The following is a 20,842-nucleotide window of genomic DNA, read 5'->3' as shown; positions in this document are numbered from 1 at the left end:
GTATGGTAACGCTCTCGCGACTTTTTATTCATCCCGTTAAATCCATGCGCGGCATGGGCCTGACCCATGCCTTTGCTGATATCAGCGGCCTGGCCTTCGATCGCCTGTTTATGGTCACCGAAACCGACGGGACCTTTATTACCGCCCGCCAGTTTCCGCAAATGGTGAAATTTATTCCGGCGCCGCTTCATGATGGCCTTCACCTGACCGCACCGGACGGCAGCAGCGCCGTGGTGCGTTTTAGCGATTTCGCCCCGCAGGCCGAGCCGACCGAAGTCTGGGGCAACCATTTCACCGCCCTCATCGCCCCCGCTGCCGTTAACCAGTGGCTCAGCGGCTTTTTCAAGCGCGATGTCCAGCTGCGCTGGCTGGGGCCGCAGTTAACCCGCCGGGTGAAGCGCCACGATGCGGTACCGCTCTCCTTCGCCGACGGCTACCCGTACCTGCTGGCTAACGAGGCCTCGCTGCGCGATCTGCAGCAACGGTGTCCTGCCAGCGTAAGCATAGAACAGTTTCGTCCTAATCTCGTGGTCACCGGCGCGGCGGCCTGGGATGAAGATAGCTGGAAAGTGATCCGCGTCGGCGAGGTGGTGTTTGACGTCGCCAAGCCCTGTAGCCGCTGCATTTTTACCACCGTCAGTCCGGCGCGCGGACAGAAGCATCCCACCGGGGAGCCGCTGGAAACCTTAAAACGTTTTCGTACTGCGCTGGACAATGGCGATGTCGATTTTGGCCAGAACCTGATTGCCCGCAACAGCGGGGTGATCCGGGTAGGTGATGAAGTCGAAATCCTCGCCCGCGGCCCGGCGAAAGCCTACGGCGCAGGCGAGAGCGACGATACTCCAGCCCCGGAAGCGCAGCAGCAGGCTACGGTTGCCATCGTATGGCAGGGTCAACAGTTTACCGGGAATAACCAGCAGGTGCTGCTTGAGCAACTGGAGCAACAGGGCATTCGCGTACCCTATTCGTGTCGGGCGGGGATCTGCGGCAGCTGCCGCATTCGCCTGGAAGAGGGTGAAGTCAGCGCGTTAAAGAAAAATGCGGTCGCCGGGGATGGCACCATTCTCGCCTGCAGCTGCGTACCAAAAACGGCGCTGCGCCTGGCGCCTTAAACCGCCTGTCCCAGGCTGTAGCTGACCGCGCTCTGCGCCGGCTGCAGCCTGTCGTTCATGATTTTAATGACGTCGCCTAACTGCATCACGCGCCCGGCAAGGGTGAGACCCGGCTGGGCCAGCAGACAAAGCGCGGCGTTATCTCCCGGCTCTACCACCAGCAAATTCACCTGCTCGCCGGTATCGCTCAGCCAGACGCAGGCGGCGTCGCCGCTGCTGGGTTGCCAGTGATGAGTGTGGGCGGTAAAGTGCCAGCTTTTCGGCATCTGCGGTTTGAGAAAACGGATGGCAGTGAGCGCGTTGAGGACTAATTCTGCCCGCTGTTCTTTCGATAGCCCGAGATCGCGGCATTTTTCTTCAAAGGAGAAATAGAGCGCGGCGTCATCGACGCAGAATCCCGACGGCGCAAAGGCATCCGGGGTCAGCATTCGCCGGGCGAAGCGCGAGCGAAATAACATGCCATTGGCCAAATCGAGCATCATACGGTCGTGCTCTTCATCGTAATACCAACGCCAGTTATCGTCAGGTTTAATGCGCATTTTTCCCCCTGTCCCCTTTCATACGCCTCTGCAAAGTTGTTGCGACTTGCCGCAGAATATTTTCTAAAATTAAGAAAAGTCTAAAATGTTTAAATAAGCAACAGTGAGGGAATATAAAACAACCAGGGCCGGAAATAAAGCCCTGGGTGGGATTCAGCGGAGGAAAAGATTAGATGTGGGTAACAATTTCTTTAATCAGCGGCGGACCTTTAAAAATAAATCCGGAATAAATCTGCACCAGCGATGCTCCGGCGGCCATCTTTTCCCGCGCAGCAATCACCGAATCAATACCGCCCACGCCGATGATAGGCAAACGACCATTCAGCTCAGCGGAGAGCATACGGATAATTTCGGTGCTCTTTAATTGTAATGGACGACCGCTAAGCCCGCCGGTCTCATCGCAATGTTTCATTCCCTGAACCAGAGAACGATCGAGGGTGGTATTGGTTGCAATCACCCCGTCAATATTATGACGCACGAGGCTATCGGCAACCTGGATCAATTCCTCTGGTAAAAGATCCGGTGCGATCTTAACGGCGACCGGAACATATTTTTGATGCTTTTGCTGCAGCTCAAGCTGCTTATTTTTAATACCGGAGAGTAAATCATCGAGCGCTTCGCCGTATTGCAGCGTGCGCAGCCCCGGGGTATTGGGTGAGGAGATATTAATGGCGATATACCCGGCGTAAGGATAGACTTTTTCCATACAAATCAGGTAATCATCTTTCCCGTGCTCCACCGGCGTATCTTTATTTTTGCCGATATTGATGCCCAGCACGCCGTCAAAATGCGCCTTTTTCACGTTCTCAACCAAGTTATCGACGCCATGGTTATTAAAGCCCATGCGGTTGATCAACCCCTCGGCATCCACCAGACGGAAGATCCTCGGTTTATCGTTGCCCGGCTGCGGACGCGGAGTGACGGTGCCGATCTCAATCGAACCAAAACCCATCGCGCCCAGCGCGTCAATGCATTCCCCATTTTTATCCAGCCCGGCCGCCAGACCCAGCGGATTTTTAAAGGTCAGCCCCATACAGGTAACGGGCCTGGCCGGTACCTTCTGGCGAACCAGCATTTCCAGCGGCGTCCCGGTGACACGGCGTAATTGTTGAAAGGTAACTTCATGAGCGCGCTCAGGATCGAGCTGAAAAAGGGCTTTACGAACGAAGGGGTAGTACATGAACTCTCCTGGATTCCCGGTGTGCAAACCGGGGGCGTATTATGTGCGATCCGCAGCTGAAAGGGAATTGACCTGCGACAAAAAATCACCCATCAGCGCAAACGATTACCTCTCCCCGCGCCGTTATGCGCTTTTCGGCTATCTAACGGTGGATAAATCATTTAGGGAAATAATGGTGCTCTGTCACACTCACTGCAAATGTTATCAATTATAGATAAATGCAAACATTTAGTTATAAGGAGAGAGAGATGCGCGTCATTACGCTTGCGGGCAGCCCGCGTTACCCTTCCCGTTCCAGCGCCCTGCTGGAATATGCCAGAGAGACGCTCACCGCCGCCGATATCGAAGTCTGCCACTGGCATCTGCAGAACTTTGCCCCGGAAGACCTCCTGTACGCTCGCTTTGACAACCCGGCGCTACAAACGCTCAATGAGCAACTGGCGGGGGCCGACGGCCTGATTATCGCCACGCCAGTGTATAAAGCTTCGTTTTCCGGCGCCCTGAAAACCCTGCTCGATCTGCTTCCTGAGCGGGCCCTGGAGGGCAAAATCGTGCTACCGCTGGCCACTGGCGGCACCATCGCCCACATGCTGGCGGTGGACTACGCTCTGAAACCCGTCCTGAATGCCCTGAAGGCCCAGGAGATCCTCCATGGCGTCTTCGCCGATGACAGCCAGGTCACGGATTACCAGCATAAGCCGCAGTTCACCCCTAACCTGCAGCGGCGCCTGGATGAGTCCCTGGAGACCTTCTGGCAGGCGCTGCATCGTCCCAGCAGCCGCGCCCCGTCGTTAACGTCTCTGCGTGGGGTGGAACATGTTTAATCCTCTCCGCGCGCTGACCCTCGGCGGACTGCTGCTGTTCTCTGCGCTGAGCCACGCCGCCCCGGCGGCGCCCGATGCCCTGCGCATTGGTTATCAGAAAGGCAGCGTCAGCATGGTGCTGGCGAAGAGCCATCAACTGCTTGAGCAGCGCTATCCGGGCACCCATATCTCGTGGATTGAATTCCCGGCCGGCCCCCAGATGCTGGAGGCGCTGAACGTCGGCAGCATCGATATCGGCAGCACTGGCGACATTCCGCCTATCTTTGCTCAGGCGGCGGGCGCCGATCTGGTCTATATCGGTTCGGAGCCGCCCAAGCCCAAAGCGGAAGTCATCCTGGTAGCGCAAGGCAGTCCCATTCACAACGTTGCCGAATTAAAAGGGAAAAAGGTCGCTTTCCAGAAAGGCTCCAGCTCCCACAATCTGCTGCTGCGCGCCCTGCAGCTGGCGGGCCTGAAATTTAGCGATATTCAGCCGGTTTACCTTGCCCCAGCCGATGCGCGTGCCGCCTTCCAGCAGGGCAATGTCGACGCCTGGGCCATCTGGGATCCGTACTACTCCGCCGCGCTGCTGCAGGGCGGCGCCCGGGTGCTGACTGACGGAACCGATCTGAAACAGACGGGATCGTTCTATCTTGCTTCCCGGCCCTACGCTGAACGCAATGGTGCTTTCATTGAAGGCGTACTCGACACCTTTACTCAGGCCGATGCCCTGACCCATAGTCAGCGCGCGCAAAGCATTACGCTGCTGGCGAAAACGATGGGATTACCGGAAGCGGTGATCGCCAGCTATCTGGACCATCGTCCCCCCACCTCAGTGACCCCGGTGAGCGCCGAAACCGCCGCTCGCCAGCAGCAGACGGCCGACCTGTTCTACGAGAACAAGCTGGTGCCGAAAAAAGTTGATATCCGGGCCCGTATCTGGCAGCCCGCCGCCGCACAAGGAGCGAAATCATGAGTCTGAATATGTTCTGGTTTTTACCGACCCATGGTGATGGTCGTTATCTGGGCACCGAAGAGGGCGCCCGTCCGGTCGATTACGGCTATCTGCAGCAAATCGCGCAGACGGCGGATCGGCTGGGGTTCACCGGCGTGCTGATCCCGACCGGACGCTCATGTGAAGATGCCTGGCTGGTTGCGGCCTCGATGATCCCGGTGACGCAGCGGCTGAAATTTCTTGTCGCCCTCAGGCCTAGCGTGGTGTCGCCGACGGTAGCCGCCCGCCAGGCGGCGACCCTGGACCGACTGTCAAACGGCCGGGCGCTGTTCAATCTGGTCACCGGCAGCGATCCCGCCGAGCTGGCCGGCGACGGCGTCTTCCTCGACCACACCGAGCGCTATGAGGCCTCGGCTGAATTTACCCACATCTGGCGCAAGCTGATGGAGGGAGAAACCGTCACCTTTAACGGCAAGCATCAGCGCGTTCGCGATGCCAAACTGCTGTTCCCGCCGCTCCAGCAGCCCCGTCCACCGCTCTATTTCGGCGGTTCGTCTGAGGTGGCGCAGGATCTGGCCGCCGAGCAGGTCGATCTCTATCTCACCTGGGGTGAACCACCGAAACAGGTGGCAGAGAAGATTGCTCAGGTCCGGGAGAAAGCGGCCCGGCATGGGCGCCGGGTGCGTTTTGGCATCCGTCTGCACGTGATCGTGCGGGAAACCAACGAGGAAGCCTGGCAGGCCGCGGACAGCCTTATCTCCCACCTTGATGATGAAACTATCGCCCGCGCCCAGGCAGCCTTCGCCAGAACCGACTCGGTCGGTCAACAGCGAATGGCGGCGCTGCATAACGGTCGACGCGATCAGCTCGAGATCAGCCCTAACCTGTGGGCCGGTGTCGGTTTAGCGCGCGGCGGCGCCGGTACTGCGCTGGTGGGCGATGCCGCCACCGTTGCCGAACGAATCAATGAATACGCTGCGCTGGGGATCGATAGCTTTATCTTCTCCGGCTATCCGCATCTGGAAGAGGCGTATCGGGTCGGCGAGCTGTTGTTCCCCTTGCTCGACGTCGCCGTGCCGTCTATCCCGCAGCCGCAAAACCTGCGCCTGCAGGGGGAAGCGGTCGCCAACGAGTTTATCCCGCGTAAAGTGGCGCAAAGCTGAGGAGGCACTGATGGCAAAATCAACCCATCCCCTGTTGTTACGCCTCGCCCCCTGGCTGCTGCCGGTAGGAACGGTCATTGTCTGGCAGTTGGCCTCGTCCGTCGGCTGGCTCTCGACGCGGGTGCTGCCCTCGCCGGAGGGGGTATTGAAAGCGTTCTTGACGCTCTCGGCCAGCGGTGAGCTGTGGCAGCATCTGGCCATCAGCTCGTGGCGGGCGCTGGTCGGCTTCGCCATCGGCGGCTCCATCGGACTGGTACTCGGCCTGATCAGCGGCCTGTCACGCTGGGGCGAGCGTCTGCTGGACACCTCGATCCAGATGCTGCGCAATGTGCCGCATCTGGCGCTGATCCCGCTGGTGATTTTGTGGTTCGGCATCGACGAGACCGCCAAGATCTTCCTTGTGTCGCTGGGCACCCTGTTCCCGATCTATATCAACACCTGGCACGGGATCCGTAATATCGACCGTGGGCTGGTGGAGATGGCGCGCAGCTATGGTTTATCCGGCTTCGCGCTGTTCCGTCACGTGATTTTACCCGGCGCCCTGCCCTCAATTATGGTCGGCGTGCGTTTCGCTCTTGGCCTGATGTGGCTGACGCTTATTGTCGCCGAAACCATTTCGGCGAATGCCGGCATCGGTTATCTGGCGATGAATGCGCGTGAATTTCTGCAAACCGACGTGGTGGTGGTCGCCATCATTCTTTACGCCATCCTTGGCAAACTGGCCGACGTCTGCGCCCAGCTGCTGGAACGGCTCTGGCTGCGCTGGAACCCGGCGTATCATCTTCAGGAGGCTAACGCATGAACACTGCCCGTCTGAACCCAGGTATCCCGTTGCTGCTGAACGGGGTGACGAAACGCTATGGCGATAACACTATTCTTAACGAGCTGGATCTGCATATTCCCAGCGGCCAGTTTGTGGCGGTGGTGGGACGCAGCGGCGGCGGCAAGAGTACCCTGCTGCGCCTGCTGGCGGGTCTGGAAAAACCGAACGCCGGCGAGCTGCTGGCGGGCGCGACGCCCCTGGCGGCAATCCAGGACGACACCCGGATGATGTTTCAGGATGCGCGCCTGCTGCCGTGGAAAACAGTGATTGATAACGTGGGGCTGGGGTTAAAAGGCGCCTGGCGCGACGCCGCCCTACAGGCATTGGCCAGCGTCGGACTCGAGAACCGCGCGCAGGAGTGGCCGGCGGCGCTGTCAGGTGGGCAAAAGCAGCGCGTTGCGCTGGCCCGCGCGCTGATCCATCGCCCGCGCCTGCTGCTGCTGGACGAGCCGCTGGGGGCGCTGGATGCCCTCACCCGTCTGGAGATGCAGGAGCTGATCGTCTCCCTGTGGCAGGAGCATGGTTTTACGGTCCTGCTGGTCACGCACGACGTCAGTGAAGCGGTGGCCATGGCCGACCGGGTACTGTTAATTGAAGAGAAGAAAATTGGCCTCGATTTGAACGTGGATATTCCACGACCGCGGCGCACCGGGTCGGCGAAGCTGGCCGAGCTGGAGGCAGAGGTGCTGGATCGGGTGATGAAACGCGGCAAGAGCGAGAGCGCACCGCGTTTGTTTAGTCATGGCTAACTAACGTCCCCGGCCCGCGCTTCGCTCGGCCGGGCTACCAAATCGCACAGCGCGGTAGCCCCGGTAAGCGAGAGCGCAACCGGGGATTTTGCGGCCGTTACGCCAGCGCCTTACTGATTTTCTCGAACAGATCGCCGGAGAGATTCTCCAGCCCCTTCAACTGCTCCAGCGCGGCGCGCATCAGCGCCTGGCGTTTCTCATCATAACGCTTCAGACGAATCAACGGCTCAATCAGACGCGACGCCACCTGCGGGTTGCGCTGGTTAAGCTCGGTCAGCATCTCCACCAGGAACTGGTAGCCGCTACCGTCTTCAGCATGGAACGCCGCCGGGTTGCTGCTGGCGAAAGCGCCGATTAACGACCGCACGCGGTTCGGGTTGCTGATGCTGAACGAACGGTGATTCAGCAGACCACGCACTGTTTCCACCACATTGGCCGCCGGGCTGGTGGACTGCAGGATAAACCACTTATCCATCACCAGACCGTCCTGATGCCATTTGTCATCGTACTCCTGCATCAGCGCATCGCGGCACGGCAGTTCAGCCGCAACCGCCGCCGACAGCGCGGCCAGCGCATCGGTCATGTTATCCGCCTGGTGATACTGCGCCGCCACCAGCTTATCGCCCAGCGTCGGTTCCGCAAACGCCAGATAGCGCAGGCAGGTATTACGCAGGGCACGCTGACCGATATCGGCGTGCTCCACCCGGTAGCTGTCGAGCTTATTGGCGTTATAAACTGCGAGGAACTCGTCCGCCAGCTCATTCGCCAGGGTGCGGGTAAGCGCTTCGCGTACGGTGGCGATGGCGATCGGATCGATAATGGCGAACATCTCGGCGATTTCGTTAGCCGACGGCAGGGTTAAGATCTCGGCGGCCAGCGCCGGGTCAATCTTCTCGTCCAGCAGGATGGCGCGGAAGGCGTCCGCCACATGCACCGGCAGCGACAGCGGCTGTCCCTGCTGATGACGGTTGACGTTCAGCTTGATGTAGGTCGCGAGCAGGCTCTGCGCCGCATCCCAGCGCGAGAAATCATTCCGCGCATGACGCATCAGGAAGGTGAGCTGCTGATCGCTCCACTTATATTCCAGTTTCACTGGTGCTGAAAATTCGCACAGCAGCGCCGGCACTGGCTGGAAATAGACGTTATCGAAGACGAAAGTCTGCTCGGCCTGAGTCACATTGAGCACCGGGTGTACCGGATGGCCGCCCTTCTGCAGGGGGATCACTTTGCCTTCGTTATCGTACAGCTCAATGGCAAACGGGATATGCAACGGCTGCTTTTCGGCCTGCTCGGCGGTCGGCGGCGTACGCTGGCTGATGGTCAGCGTGTATTGCTCGGTTTCCGGGTTGTAGTCGTCATGTACGGTGACGATTGGCGTACCAGACTGGCTGTACCAGCGGCGGAAGTGTGACAGATCGACGTTCGAGGCATCCTCCATCGCCTGGACGAAATCATCGCAGGTTGCCGCGCTGCCGTCATGGCGTTCAAAGTACAGCTGCATCCCTTTCTGGAAGTTTTCTTCACCCAGCAGAGTATGCAGCATGCGGATCACTTCGGCACCCTTTTCATAAACCGTCAGGGTGTAGAAGTTATTCATCTCGATAACCATATCCGGGCGGATCGGGTGCGCCATCGGGCTGGCGTCTTCAGCAAACTGCAACCCGCGCATGGTGCGCACATTGTTGATGCGGTTAACCGCCCGTGAGCCGAGGTCGGAGCTGAACTCCTGATCGCGGAACACGGTTAGCCCTTCTTTCAGACTGAGCTGGAACCAGTCGCGGCAGGTGACGCGGTTGCCGGTCCAGTTATGGAAATACTCATGACCAATCACCCGCTCGATATCAAGATAGTCTTTATCGGTGGCGGTATCGGTACGGGCCAGGACATATTTGGAGTTAAAGACGTTGAGGCCTTTGTTCTCCATCGCGCCCATATTAAAGAAGTCGACGGCGACAATCATATAGATGTCGAGGTCGTACTCGAGGCCAAAGCGCTCCTCATCCCATTTCATGGAATTTTTCAGCGAGGTCATTGCCCACGGCGCGCGGTCGAGATTGCCGCGATCGACGTACAGCTCCAGCGCCACTTCACGACCGGAGCGGGTGGTAAAGGTGTCACGCAGGACGTCAAAATCACCGGCCACCAGCGCAAACAGGTAGCACGGTTTCGGGAACGGATCCTGCCACTGTACCCAGTGGCGGCCATTCTCCAGCTCTCCCTGCGCCATGCGGTTGCCGTTGGAGAGCAGGAACGGGTATTTCGCTTTGTCGGCGATGATTTTGGTGGTAAACCGCGCCAGCACGTCCGGGCGGTCCAGATACCAGGTAATATGGCGGAAACCTTCTGCTTCGCACTGCGTACACAGCGCTTCGCCTGACTGATACAGGCCTTCCAGCGCGGTGTTCGCCGCCGGGCTGATCTCATTGACGATGGTCAGGGTGAAATGCTCCGGCAGGCCGCCGATCACCAGCTGATTGTTTTCTTCTTTATAGTCACTCCACGGCTGGCCGTTCACTTGCAGCGCGATCAGGGTCAGATCTTCACCGTCCAGGCGCAATGGCACATCAGACGCAGCCGCGTGGCGGGAGACCTTGCTCTCGGCCGTAACGACGGTTTTTGCGGCATCCAGGTCAAAGGTCAAATCGATATCGCTAATCAGATACTCCGGCGCACGATAGTCGTGGCGGTATTTGGCTTGGGGCTGTTGTGTCATAAAAAACCTTTCGCATCTTGGGTAAAGTGTCGTCCCAGTCTATTCCCGTTGTGTCAATCGCGCTATGCAGAATCTTCATCTTTTCAATGTGAAACACGAAAACCGCTACATTTTGTTAACACGTGCGGCACGAAATGCCCTCGACCCGACGCAAAGCTTGTGGTGTGATCCATGTTCAATATATTAAACTAGGCCTCGCAAATGACCGTCAGCGTCGCCATCGCTCGCCATCGCGGGACAGAGTCGGGTAATAAAGGTATACTCCGCCTCCTTTTTTCGCGTTGGTTTGGATGGAACGCTCCAGTGAGAGGATGCTACTGCGCACCATGACACAATTCACTTCTCCTGTACTGCACTCGCTGCTTGATACGGATGCCTACAAGCTGCACATGCAGCAGGCTGTCTTCCATCGCTACGGCGATGTGCATGTGGCGGCGGAGTTTCGCTGCCGCGGAGACGACCTGCTCGGCATTTATGCCGACGCGATCCGCGAGCAGGTGGAGTCCATGCGCGACCTGAGGCTGCGGGACGATGAATATCACTGGCTGTCCACCCTTCCCTTTTTCCGCCAGGATTATCTCGACTGGCTGCGCGATTTTCGCTATGACCCGCGCCAGGTCACGGTCAGCAATGACAACGGCAAGCTGAACATTCGCCTTACCGGCCCGTGGCGTGAAGCCATCATGTGGGAAGTCCCGCTGCTGGCGGTGATAAGCGAGCTGGTCCATCGCTATCGTTCACCCGAGACGGGCGTCGCTCAGGCACTGAACACGCTGGAACATAAACTAGGCGACTTCGCCAGCATGACCGCTGGCCTCGATATGCGCGCCTTCCGCCTGATGGACTTCGGTACCCGCCGTCGTTTTTCACGCGAAGTGCAAGAGGCCATTGTGCAACGTCTGCAGCAGGAGCCGTGGTTTGTCGGCACCAGCAATTACGATCTGGCTCGTCGTTTACATTTAACCCCGATGGGCACCCAGGCGCATGAATGGTTCCAGGCCCACCAGCAGATCAGCCCGAACCTCGCCAGCAGCCAGCGGGCGGCCCTTGCCGCCTGGCTGGAAGAATATCCCGACCAGCTTGGTATTGCGCTGACCGACTGCATCACCATGGATGCGTTCCTGCGCGATTTTGGTCCGGAATTCGCTACCCGCTATCAGGGTTTGCGCCATGACTCCGGCGACCCGGTGGAATGGGGTGAAAAAGCCATCGCCCATTATCAAAAGCTGGGCATCGATCCGCTGAGCAAAGTGCTGGTCTTCTCCGATAACCTCGATCTGGCGAAAGCCGTCGACCTGTATCGCCACTTCGCTTCGCGGGTGAAATTGAGCTTTGGTATCGGCACCCGTTTAACCTGCGATCTGCCGCAGGTTAAACCGCTCAATATCGTGATTAAGCTGGTGGAATGTAACGGCAAGCCAGTGGCGAAACTCTCCGACAGCCCGGGGAAAACCATCTGCCACGATAAGGCGTTCGTCCGCGCCCTGCGCGAGGCGTTCGACCTGCCGCCGATTAAAAAGGCGAGTTAAAAAAACGGCCCGGCGGCGTTACGCTGCCGGGCCGACTAACATCTCTACTGCGGTAATCTTGTCCTGATCACCTCGGCAAAATACTCCGCGCCGGTCAGTAAAATTTCATCATTAAAGTCGTAGCAAGCGTTATGCAACGGCGTATTGCCCTGAGTATCAGACGCATCGCCGTTACCTAAAAAGATGAAGCAGCCGGGGATCTCCTGCAGGAAGGCGCCGAAGTCCTCCGAAATCATCATCTGCGCGACGTTGCCGTCGACATTTTCCGCCCCCACGACGTTCACCGCCGCATTGACCGCGACATCAACGCATTGCTGCCAGTTCACCGTCGGGGCGAATTCATGGGTATAGCTAAACTCGCACTGCGCGCCGTGCATCGCGCAAATCGCTTCGCTGATGGTCCGCATGCGCGCTTCCAGCAGCGCCTGTACGTCAGCCGAGTAGCTGCGGGTATCCCCTTTAATTTCCACATGCGTGGGGATCGCATTGCGGATACCGTCAGTATGAAGCTCCGTACAGGAGATCACCGCCGGCACGTTCGGGTCGATATTGCGTGAAACGATGGTCTGCAGCGCCAGAATAATTTCTGCCGCAATCACCAGCGGATCCTTCGCCATATGCGGCCGGGCGGCATGCGCCCCCTGCCCCTTAATACGGATAATAAAGTTATCTTCGCTGGCCATAATACCGCCGACACGGGTGGCGATGGTCCCGGCCTTCATACCCGGCATATTGTGCAGGCCGTAAATCTCCTCGATGCCGAAACGCTCGATAACGCCGTCCGTCATCATCGCATTGGCGCCATAACCGGGTTCTTCCGCAGGTTGAAAAACAAAACAGACGGTGCCGTTAAAGTTTTGCCGCTGCAATAGCAACTGCGCCGCGCCCAGCGCAATGCAGGTATGGCCATCATGCCCGCAGCCGTGCATCCGTTCGGCGGTCGTGGAGCGGTAAGGCCGTTCACCCTGTTCGTTCAATTGAATAGCATCGATATCGGCGCGGATGGCGATAACACCGTTACCGTCGCCACATTTCAACACGCCCACCAGCCCGGTTTTACCTATATTACGATGAACCTCAATGCCCATCGCTTCGAGTTTCTCGGCGATAAACTGCGAGGTTTTGACTTCTTCAAAGGCGCTTTCCGGATTGGCATGCAGGTGATGGCGCCAGGCAATAAGCTGCTGCTTTAGCTGTTGTTGATTCATTCTTCACTCCTGTAAAAATTATGCCGCACGCTGCGCGCGCTGTAATACCACCTGCAGCAGCACATTGGCGCCGGCGATGAGATCTTTGGCTTCGCTATGTTCATTGACGTTGTGGCTAATGCCGTCAACACAGGGGACAAAAATCATCCCTGCGGGGCATACCGAAGCCATAAATTGCGCGTCGTGGCCGGCGCCGCTCGGCAGGCGCCGATAACTGAGGGCTTGACGTTTCGCCTCCGCTTCAACGGCATTGACGATTTCATCGGCAAAAATGACCGGGTTAAAACGCACCAGTGAACGGCTGGCTATCTCCACCCCCTCTTCCTGCGCCGTTGTGGCGACAAACTCGGCTAAGCGCCGTTCCGCTTCAATTAAGATAGCGTTATCGGTATTGCGTAAATCCACCGACATCACGACGTGATTTGGAATGACGTTAATCAGGTTGGGTTTAACGCTGATATGCCCGACGGTAGACACCTGATTGCCGCCGAGGCTCATCGCCAGTTCACGGGCAAAAACGGCGATTTTCGCCGCCGCCAGGCCGGCATCGCGGCGCATGGACATCGGTGTCGTACCGGCGTGATTCGACACGCCTGTTAGCGTAAATTCTTGCCATGAAATACCCTGCACGCCGGTGACGACGCCGATATCAATCCGTTCCTTATCGAGGATAGGTCCCTGTTCGATATGTAGTTCGACGTAGCTATCTACCGGCAGATTGCCCGGCTGATGTTCGCCTTTATAGCCAATCTCCCGCAGCGCCTCGTCAAGAGTAATGCCATTGTGGTCTTTTGCCGCCAGGGCCTGCGCCAGTGGATACTCCCCGGCAAACACCACGCTTCCCATCATATCGGGCTGGAAGCGCACCCCCTCCTCATTAGTAAAGAAGGTTACGGCTAACGGACGCCGCGGACGAATCCCGGCATCCTGAAGGGTGGCAATCACCTCGAGACCGGCCATCACGCCGTAGTTGCCATCGTACAGGCCGCCAGTACCCACGGTGTCGATATGCGACCCCATCATCACCATCGGTAGCGCCTCTTCTCCGCGATAAACACCGGTAACGTTGCCGATAGCATCGATATAGATAGTCAGCCCCAGCGCGTTCATCCGGGCAACAACAAAGTCCCTACCGGCTTTATCTTCCGCGGTCGCCGCAAGGCGGCAGACGCCGCCGCCTTCCAACGCGCCGCATTCACCAAGCGCAAACAGGGAATCGATCAGCCGCTGGCCGTTTATCTGTAGATCATGACTCATAAAACATCTCGCTATTGTTCGGGGTTACTGGAACATGCCGTAAAAAATGGCGGATACGGTAATTAACCCAATCAGGGTGACGAAAACGTTGCTGGCTTTGCCGCGATACGGCGCCAGCACCGGTAACTTATGAATGGCATACATCGGCAACAGCAGTAGAATCGCAGCCCCGGTCGGGCCGCTGATGCACTCGATAATACCGAGGATGCTTGGGTTCTTATAGGCGGCGAACCAGCAGGTGAGGACCATAAAAACCAGAATAACGGCGTCAACTGCGCGGATAGTCGGTTTTTTCCCCCGCGCGGCGGCGGCCTCGATAATCAGATCGCGCAGCGATTCATAAGCGCCGATATAGTGGCCAAGAAACGATTTCGTAATCGCGACAAACGCAATGATTGGCGATAGCCAGGCAATAATCGGCGTCTCAAACTGGTTGGCAAGGTACGACAGGATCGACAAATTCTGCGCTTTTGCTTCCGCTAACTGCTGTGGTGACAGGCTCAACACGCAGCTGAGAACGAAAAATAGCACCACCACGGTCATTAAGAGGATGCCATAGCGCTGGATCTGCGCGCATTTGCGCTCGGCAAGCGCGAGTCCGTAGCGCTGCTTCTGGCGTACGACCATCGGCGAGACGATCGGATAGTGGTTAAACGACATAACCAGCACCGGAAAAGTCATCCACAGCGTCAGTAAAATGCCGCGCCCATCGCCCATTGCGCTGAAGCTCACGGTGTGCAAAATCGCGCCGTTCCAGTGCGGGATCAAAAACAGCGCCATAAAAATAAGTGAAATAATGAAGGGATAAACCAGGGTGCTCATCACGCGCATAATCAAACGCTGCCCGAGGCGGACAATAAACATCAGCCCGAGGATCAGCACAATCGACACCACTGCCCGCGGCGGCTCCGCCAGCCCCAGTTGATGGCTGATAAAACTTTGCGCAGTATTCGTAATGGCTACCGCATACATAATCAAAATGGTGTACACAGCGAAGAAATAGATAACGGTAAACACCTTCCCCGCTAGCGCGCCAAAATGCTCGCCAATGACATCGGTGATCGTGCTTTCCGGCGTGTTGGAAGAATAAATAAATCGTGCCAGCCCGCGATGCGCCAGATAAGTAATGGGAAAAGCGAGAGCAAAAACGATAAGCAGCGGCCAAAAACCGCCAATTCCGGCGTTAATCGGCAGAAACAACACCCCGGCGCCAATTGCCGTGCCGAACAGGCCAAGCACCCACACGGTATCTTCGCTATGCCACTTTGCGGCATCGCAACATCCTCTTTCTGTCACAGCATTTTCAGTATTCATCGGTCAGGTTCTCTCTATGCATTACGCGAATCCGCGTATGTTTTCGTTATTAGTCAGAACGCATGTCATACCGAGGGCTCGTAGGGTAGGTAAGATGACCCTCTTGTTATTGCCGATGGCGATTAGCCATTACGGCCAAACCAGACGATGTCTTCATAGACATCCGGGGACGTATCTCCTTCAGTGCTGATTAACAGGACCTGCGCATCAGCATTCAGCCGCAGCGCTTCGGCAAGTTCGCGGTATTCCGGCTGGGTCATCAGCGCATAAAGCACTCCCGCGCCGATGGCGCCGGATTCGCCGGAGATAAAGGGTTCATCGGTACCTGGCCGCGGCGCGGCCAGCAGGCGCATGCCGTTAGCGGCAAGACAATCATCGGCAGAGATAAAACAACGGGCATGGTCACGCAGCATCGGCCAACTGGTGATATTGGGTTCGCCGCAAGCAAGGCCGGCCATTAACGTCGCCATGTCGCCGCCGACGCTGTGCGGTTGCCCGTCATTGATGGTTGCCGAACGGTACAGGCAGTTCGCTTTATGCGGTTCAAGGATCACTATCGTCGGCGCATTCTGCTGCATCTTCTCAACGAAATACCCCATAATGCTGCCGGCAAAAGAGCCGACGCCGGCTTGTAAAAGCAGATGCGTAGGCATCCTGGCGCCGCTTTGCGCCAACTGCTGCCAGGTTTCAACGGCGAGCGTCATATAACCTTGCATGATCCAGGTAGGGATCTGTTCATAGCCCTGCCAGGCGGTGTCCTGCAGCAGTACCCACCCCTGCTCTTTGGCGGTTTTATCCGCCAGACGGACGGTATCGTCATAATTGAGTTCGGTTATTGTGCACTCAGCGCCATGCTGGCGAATATTCTGTGCGCGGACCGGCGAGGAACCTTTAGGCATATAAACAACCGCCCGTAGCCCAAGCTGCTCCGCCGCCCACGCCACGCCGCGGCCGTGGTTGCCATCGGTGGCGGTGACAAACACAATATCTTTAATACGGGCTTTAATTTCTGGTGAATTAAGATCGCTAAAGCTCAAAGTATTAATATCGCGCCCAAGCTGTTCAGCGAGATATTTTCCCATCGCATAAGAACCGCCTAATCCTTTAAAGGCGTTAAGGCCGAAACGCTGCGCTTCATCCTTTATATGCAACGATCCCAGCCCGAGACGCTGGCTTAAATAATCCAACTTGCGCAGCGGCGTTACCCGATAGGCGGGGAATTTTTGATGGAATGCCAGCACTTCGTCGCCAACGCTTTCATTGAGCAGACTGAGGTCCGCCCCCTGTTCATACGGCAGATGCCGGGCGTTGAGTTGATATTTAATCGTGTCCGTCATAAATAAACCTTTTATCCATATCGTCGTACGACGATGAATTAATCAACGACCAGCCCGGCCAAATAAAGGGCGCAGGGATCCGCGCGGCCAATAAAGAGATGGTCGAATAAATCGATGTATACCCGTCATACTTCAAGTTGCATGTGTGTTGGCTTTCTGCAACTCGAATTATTTAGGCTATAGAAATAACGTCAGTGGTTTTCTGTAGCGATTTCACGCTTTACCACTGTCTGAGATGGTACACTGCCGCCGATGGTTAAATGGCGCAAAATTGCCCATAACTTCGCAATTTTCACTCTGATTCACCTCTTTCACGCAACAAAGTTGCATGCGTGAGGCCGATCACAGGTATTTAGGGCGACAAAGATAATGAAACTGGATAGTTGGGATAAAAAAATTCTCACCCTGCTACAGCGCAACAATCGCCTGTCGCAGCGGGAAATCGCCGATCGCGTCAGTCTTTCCGCCTCGGCGGTCAACCGGCGAATTGCCACGCTGGAAGAAGCTGGCATCATTAAAGGCAGCGTGAGCGTGGTTGATGCCAGTAAAGTGGGCCGTCCAACCACTATCATGGTGCAGGTTACGATCGAGAATGAACGCCTTGACCTACTTGAAGAGGATAAACAGCGGTTTGTCAGTTGCCCGCAGGTGCAGCAGGTTTATTACGTCACCGGCGACTTCGATTTTCTGTTGGTGATCAACGTCCGCGATATGGCGGAATACGAAGCCCTGACCCGTGAGCTCTTCTTTGCCTCGGGGAATATCAAATCCTTCCGCACCATCGTATCGATGCAAAACGCGAAGCAGGAAATGACGGTCATTATCGAATAATTCGCGTAAAAGAGGTAAACGGAAGGTAAAGAACGGCCCCGCGGCTAATTTATTTCCGAAATCCTCCCTCCCATGTGCGAATTCTGCTTGTCTGATGGAAGATGACAGGTAACATAGATATCCCCCCGCTGAAGGGGGAAACAGAATTTTTTATTGGACTACAAAGAGAGACTATTATGAGCGTTGTGCCTGTAGCCGACGTACTCCAGGGCCGCGTTGCCGTTGACAGCGAAGTCACGGTCCGCGGATGGGTGCGTACCCGCCGAGATTCTAAAGCTGGCTTTTCATTCCTCGCCGTCTATGACGGTTCCTGCTTTGATCCTGTACAGGCCGTTATTAATAATTCTCTGCCCAATTACAATCAGGAAGTGCTGCGTCTGACCACCGGTTGCTCGGTGATTGTCACCGGTAAAGTCGTGGCTTCCCAGGGTCAGGGTCAAAGCTTTGAGATCCAGGCGACCAGCGTGGAAGTGACCGGCTGGGTGGAAGACCCGGACACCTACCCGATGGCGGCCAAGCGCCACAGCATCGAGTATCTGCGTGAAGTGGCGCACCTGCGTCCGCGCACCAACCTGATTGGTGCGGTAGCTCGCGTGCGTCATACCCTGGCGCAGGCGCTGCACCGTTTCTTCGACGAACAGGGCTTCTTCTGGGTTTCCACCCCGCTGATCACCGCTTCCGATACCGAAGGCGCCGGCGAAATGTTCCGCGTGTCGACGCTGGATCTGGAAAACCTGCCGCGTAACGACCAGGGCAAAGTCGACTTCGATAAAGACTTCTTCGGTAAGGAGTCGTTCCTGACCGTATCCGGCCAGCTGAACGGCGAGACCTACGCCTGTGCGCTGTCGAAAATTTACACCTTCGGCCCGACCTTCCGTGCCGAAAACTCCAACACCAGCCGTCACCTGGCGGAGTTCTGGATGCTGGAGCCGGAAGTCGCCTTCGCCAACCTGAATGATGTTGCAGGTCTGGCAGAAGCGATGCTCAAGTACGTCTTCAAGGCAGTACTGGAAGAGCGTGCGGATGATATGCAGTTCTTCGCCGAGCGCGTAGACAAAGACGCTATCGACCGTCTGCAGCGTTTCGTCTCCGCTGACTTTGCCCAGGTGGATTACACCGATGCCGTCACTATTCTGGAAAACTGCGGCAAGCAGTTTGAGAACCCGGTTTACTGGGGCGTGGATCTCTCCTCCGAGCACGAACGTTATCTGGCCGAAGAGCACTTCAAAGCACCGGTCGTGGTGAAAAACTACCCGAAAGACATTAAGGCGTTCTACATGCGCCTTAACGAAGACGGTAAAACCGTCGCGGCAATGGATGTCCTGGCGCCGGGCATCGGTGAGATCATCGGTGGTTCCCAGCGTGAAGAACGTCTCGACGTGCTGGACGCACGTATGGCAGAGATGGGGCTCAACAAAGAAGACTACTGGTGGTATCGCGACCTGCGCCGCTACGGCACCGTGCCACACTCCGGCTTTGGTCTGGGCTTCGAACGTCTGATTGCCTACGTAACCGGCGTGCAGAACGTCCGCGATGTCATTCCGTTCCCGCGAACCCCGCGCAACGCGACATTCTAAATTTTTCGGTTATAAACCTCAGAGGCCAGCGCAAGCTGGCCTTTTTTTATGTCAATTACTGTTAGCAAAATTCAACAAACTTAAACATCAAGGCCTGGAAATCACATTTATGTTACGCACTGTTTCGGTGCATACCAGTGACGCAGATCGCACTTTATGTTCATAAGAACGCAAAACCGCTGATAAATCTGCTCATTTTTTAACCACTCACCGCACGTCTTGCAAAGACAGAAGCTGAATAAAAAGAAGGCGGATTCAACACACAAAATGAACGAATTACCGCTTATCCAAATTAATCATAAATAATTCATATAGATAGATAAGCAATGGCGTTTTGCCTTATCAGGTGGAACGGAATTTTGATTAAGTTCACAAAGTTCCCTAAAACACACATTTAGTTACATGATTTTTCGTTTTGTTACTCATATGAGATATTAGTAGCATTTTCCGGCTAGCGAAACGTTGTCGCGGATGGAAAGATGCCTTCAGACACCAAACTCTCATCAATGGTTCTGTAAGTTTTTATTGACAGAACTTATTGACGGCAGTGGCACGTGTTCATATAAAAAATATTAATGAGGGTAATAAATAATGATGAAGCGCAATATTCTGGCAGTGGTGATCCCTGCCCTGCTGGTAGCCGGTGCAGCCAACGCTGCAGAAATCTATAACAAAAACGGCAACAAACTGGACTTCTACGGGAAAATGGTCGGCGAGCACGTCTGGACCACCAATGGTAACACCAGCAGCGACGATACCACCTATGCCCGTATCGGCCTGAAAGGCGAAACTCAGATCAACGATCAGCTGACCGGTTACGGCCAGTGGGAATACAACATGGATGCGTCCAACGTTGAAGGTTCCCAGCCGACGAAAACACGTCTGGCGTTCGCGGGTCTGAAAGCGGGCGAATACGGTTCATTCGACTACGGCCGTAACTACGGCGCAATCTACGACGTCGAAGCAGCAACCGATATGCTGGTTGAATGGGGCGGCGACGGCTGGAACTATACTGACAACTACATGACCGGCCGTACCAACGGCGTGGCAACCTACCGTAACTCTGACTTCTTCGGTCTGGTTGACGGCCTGAGCTTCGCGCTGCAGTACCAGGGTAAAAACGACCACGACCGCGCTATTCGTAAACAGAATGGCGATGGCTTCAGCACCGCGGCCACCTACGCGTTCGACAACGGTATCGCGCTGTCTGCAGGCTACTCCGGCTCCAACCGTAGCGTCGATCAGAAAGCTGACGGCAATGGCGACAAAGCCGAAGCCTGGGCAACCTCTGCAAAATATGACGCCAACAACGTCTACGCGGCAGTCATGTACTCCCAGACTTACAACATGACCCCGGAAGAAGATAACCACTTCGCTGGCAAAACTCAGAACTTTGAAGCTGTCGTACAGTATCAGTTCGACTTCGGCCTGCGTCCGTCCATCGGCTACGTGCAGACCAAAGGTAAAGACCTGCAGTCGCGTGCTGGCTTCTCCGGCGGCGATGCGGATCTGGTTAAATACATCGAAGTGGGTACCTGGTACTACTTCAACAAGAACATGAACGTTTATGCTGCGTATAAATTCAACCAGCTGAGCGACAACGATTACACCAAAGCGGCTGGCGTAGCGACCGACGACCAGGCGGCCGTGGGTATCGTTTACCAGTTCTAATCTGCAGTACACCCCTTCGTGATATGCCTTCAAAGCAGGACTTCGGTCCTGCTTTTCTGTATTCATGAGGCAAAGATCGTA

Annotated in this window: 17 protein-coding genes; 10 read left to right on the top strand and 7 right to left on the bottom strand. The window is 56.3% G+C overall.

What is annotated here, in order from left to right:
- The first annotated feature begins 2 nt into the window (after positions 1 to 2).
- Positions 3 to 1,112 carry a YcbX family protein gene (locus tag CWM53_RS13380; protein WP_100729785.1) on the top strand — a complete coding sequence of 370 codons (1,110 nt, stop codon included), beginning with the start codon at positions 3 to 5 and terminating at the stop codon, positions 1,110 to 1,112.
- Here CWM53_RS13380 and zapC read toward each other — a convergent pair.
- Both zapC and pyrD read right to left on the bottom strand, forming a co-directional pair.
- The gene (gene zapC / locus CWM53_RS13375; RefSeq protein ID WP_061155162.1) at positions 1,109 to 1,651 is read right to left on the bottom strand and encodes a cell division protein ZapC; all 543 of its coding nucleotides are present in this window, start codon (positions 1,649 to 1,651) and stop codon (positions 1,109 to 1,111) included. The genes CWM53_RS13380 and zapC overlap by 4 nt on opposite strands.
- A gap of 169 nt (positions 1,652 to 1,820) precedes the next feature.
- On the bottom strand, positions 1,821 to 2,831 hold the full coding sequence (gene pyrD / locus CWM53_RS13370) for a quinone-dependent dihydroorotate dehydrogenase (protein ID WP_074386399.1): 1,011 nt from the start codon (positions 2,829 to 2,831) through the stop codon (positions 1,821 to 1,823).
- Positions 2,832 to 3,079: 248 nt separating this feature from the next.
- Here pyrD and ssuE point away from each other — a divergent pair, with 248 nt between their 5' ends.
- The 5 genes from ssuE to ssuB are packed head-to-tail and all read left to right on the top strand — an operon-like array spanning position 3,080 to position 7,324.
- The gene (gene ssuE, locus CWM53_RS13365; protein WP_008805880.1) at positions 3,080 to 3,655 is read left to right on the top strand and encodes an NADPH-dependent FMN reductase; all 576 of its coding nucleotides are present in this window, start codon (positions 3,080 to 3,082) and stop codon (positions 3,653 to 3,655) included.
- Positions 3,648 to 4,610, top strand: coding sequence for a sulfonate ABC transporter substrate-binding protein (locus CWM53_RS13360; RefSeq protein ID WP_074386400.1), 963 nt, complete (start codon positions 3,648 to 3,650; stop codon positions 4,608 to 4,610). The genes ssuE and CWM53_RS13360 overlap by 8 nt, the downstream gene beginning before the upstream one ends.
- On the top strand, positions 4,607 to 5,752 hold the full coding sequence (gene ssuD / locus CWM53_RS13355) for an FMNH2-dependent alkanesulfonate monooxygenase (protein WP_061155165.1): 1,146 nt from the start codon (positions 4,607 to 4,609) through the stop codon (positions 5,750 to 5,752). The genes CWM53_RS13360 and ssuD overlap by 4 nt, the downstream gene beginning before the upstream one ends.
- A gap of 10 nt (positions 5,753 to 5,762) precedes the next feature.
- Complete coding sequence (ssuC, locus tag CWM53_RS13350) at positions 5,763 to 6,554, top strand: aliphatic sulfonate ABC transporter permease SsuC (RefSeq protein ID WP_100729786.1); 792 nt, start codon at positions 5,763 to 5,765, stop codon at positions 6,552 to 6,554.
- The gene (gene ssuB, locus CWM53_RS13345; RefSeq protein WP_074386401.1) at positions 6,551 to 7,324 is read left to right on the top strand and encodes an aliphatic sulfonates ABC transporter ATP-binding protein; all 774 of its coding nucleotides are present in this window, start codon (positions 6,551 to 6,553) and stop codon (positions 7,322 to 7,324) included. The genes ssuC and ssuB overlap by 4 nt, the downstream gene beginning before the upstream one ends.
- A gap of 97 nt (positions 7,325 to 7,421) precedes the next feature.
- Here ssuB and pepN read toward each other — a convergent pair whose 3' ends face one another.
- Positions 7,422 to 10,037, bottom strand: coding sequence for an aminopeptidase N (pepN, locus tag CWM53_RS13340; RefSeq protein WP_061155167.1), 2,616 nt, complete (start codon positions 10,035 to 10,037; stop codon positions 7,422 to 7,424).
- A 326-nt stretch (positions 10,038 to 10,363) separates the two neighbouring features.
- Here pepN and pncB point away from each other — a divergent pair, with 326 nt between their 5' ends.
- Entirely contained in the window at positions 10,364 to 11,566 is a 1,203-nt protein-coding gene (gene pncB, locus CWM53_RS13335) for a nicotinate phosphoribosyltransferase (protein WP_100729787.1), read from the top strand.
- Positions 11,567 to 11,610: 44 nt separating this feature from the next.
- On the opposite strand, the gene CWM53_RS13330 is transcribed toward pncB, so the two are convergent.
- The 4 genes from CWM53_RS13330 to dpaL all read right to left on the bottom strand — a co-directional run bounded on the left by CWM53_RS13330 (position 11,611) and on the right by dpaL (position 16,682).
- Positions 11,611 to 12,774, bottom strand: coding sequence for a M20 aminoacylase family protein (locus CWM53_RS13330; RefSeq protein WP_100631484.1), 1,164 nt, complete (start codon positions 12,772 to 12,774; stop codon positions 11,611 to 11,613).
- An 18-nt stretch (positions 12,775 to 12,792) separates the two neighbouring features.
- Positions 12,793 to 14,031 (bottom strand): Zn-dependent hydrolase, encoded by a 1,239-nt coding sequence (locus CWM53_RS13325; protein WP_074386405.1) that lies wholly within the window; start codon positions 14,029 to 14,031, stop codon positions 12,793 to 12,795.
- A gap of 24 nt (positions 14,032 to 14,055) precedes the next feature.
- Positions 14,056 to 15,345 (bottom strand): aromatic amino acid transport family protein, encoded by a 1,290-nt coding sequence (locus CWM53_RS13320; protein WP_074386406.1) that lies wholly within the window; start codon positions 15,343 to 15,345, stop codon positions 14,056 to 14,058.
- Between the two features lie 122 nt (positions 15,346 to 15,467).
- Positions 15,468 to 16,682, bottom strand: a complete 1,215-nt coding sequence (gene dpaL, locus CWM53_RS13315) for a diaminopropionate ammonia-lyase (protein WP_227521710.1) — start codon at positions 16,680 to 16,682, stop codon at positions 15,468 to 15,470.
- Between the two features lie 369 nt (positions 16,683 to 17,051).
- Between dpaL and CWM53_RS13310 the strand changes: the two genes are divergently transcribed.
- From CWM53_RS13310 to ompK35, 3 genes are all read left to right on the top strand, one after another.
- Positions 17,052 to 17,513 carry an Lrp/AsnC family transcriptional regulator gene (locus CWM53_RS13310; RefSeq protein ID WP_074386408.1) on the top strand — a complete coding sequence of 154 codons (462 nt, stop codon included), beginning with the start codon at positions 17,052 to 17,054 and terminating at the stop codon, positions 17,511 to 17,513.
- Between the two features lie 176 nt (positions 17,514 to 17,689).
- Entirely contained in the window at positions 17,690 to 19,090 is a 1,401-nt protein-coding gene (gene asnS / locus CWM53_RS13305; protein WP_039103039.1) for an asparagine--tRNA ligase, read from the top strand.
- Between the two features lie 591 nt (positions 19,091 to 19,681).
- Positions 19,682 to 20,761 (top strand): porin OmpK35, encoded by a 1,080-nt coding sequence (gene ompK35 / locus CWM53_RS13300; RefSeq protein ID WP_061155168.1) that lies wholly within the window; start codon positions 19,682 to 19,684, stop codon positions 20,759 to 20,761.
- The last annotated feature ends 81 nt before the right edge of the window (positions 20,762 to 20,842 follow it).

It is taken from the genome of Klebsiella sp. A-Nf5 (genome assembly GCF_002810545.1).
GTDB classification, from domain to species: Bacteria; Pseudomonadota; Gammaproteobacteria; order Enterobacterales; family Enterobacteriaceae; genus Klebsiella; species Klebsiella variicola.
The sequence above is the reverse complement of the archived record's forward strand: the minus strand, read 5'-3'. Positions and strand labels throughout refer to the sequence as shown.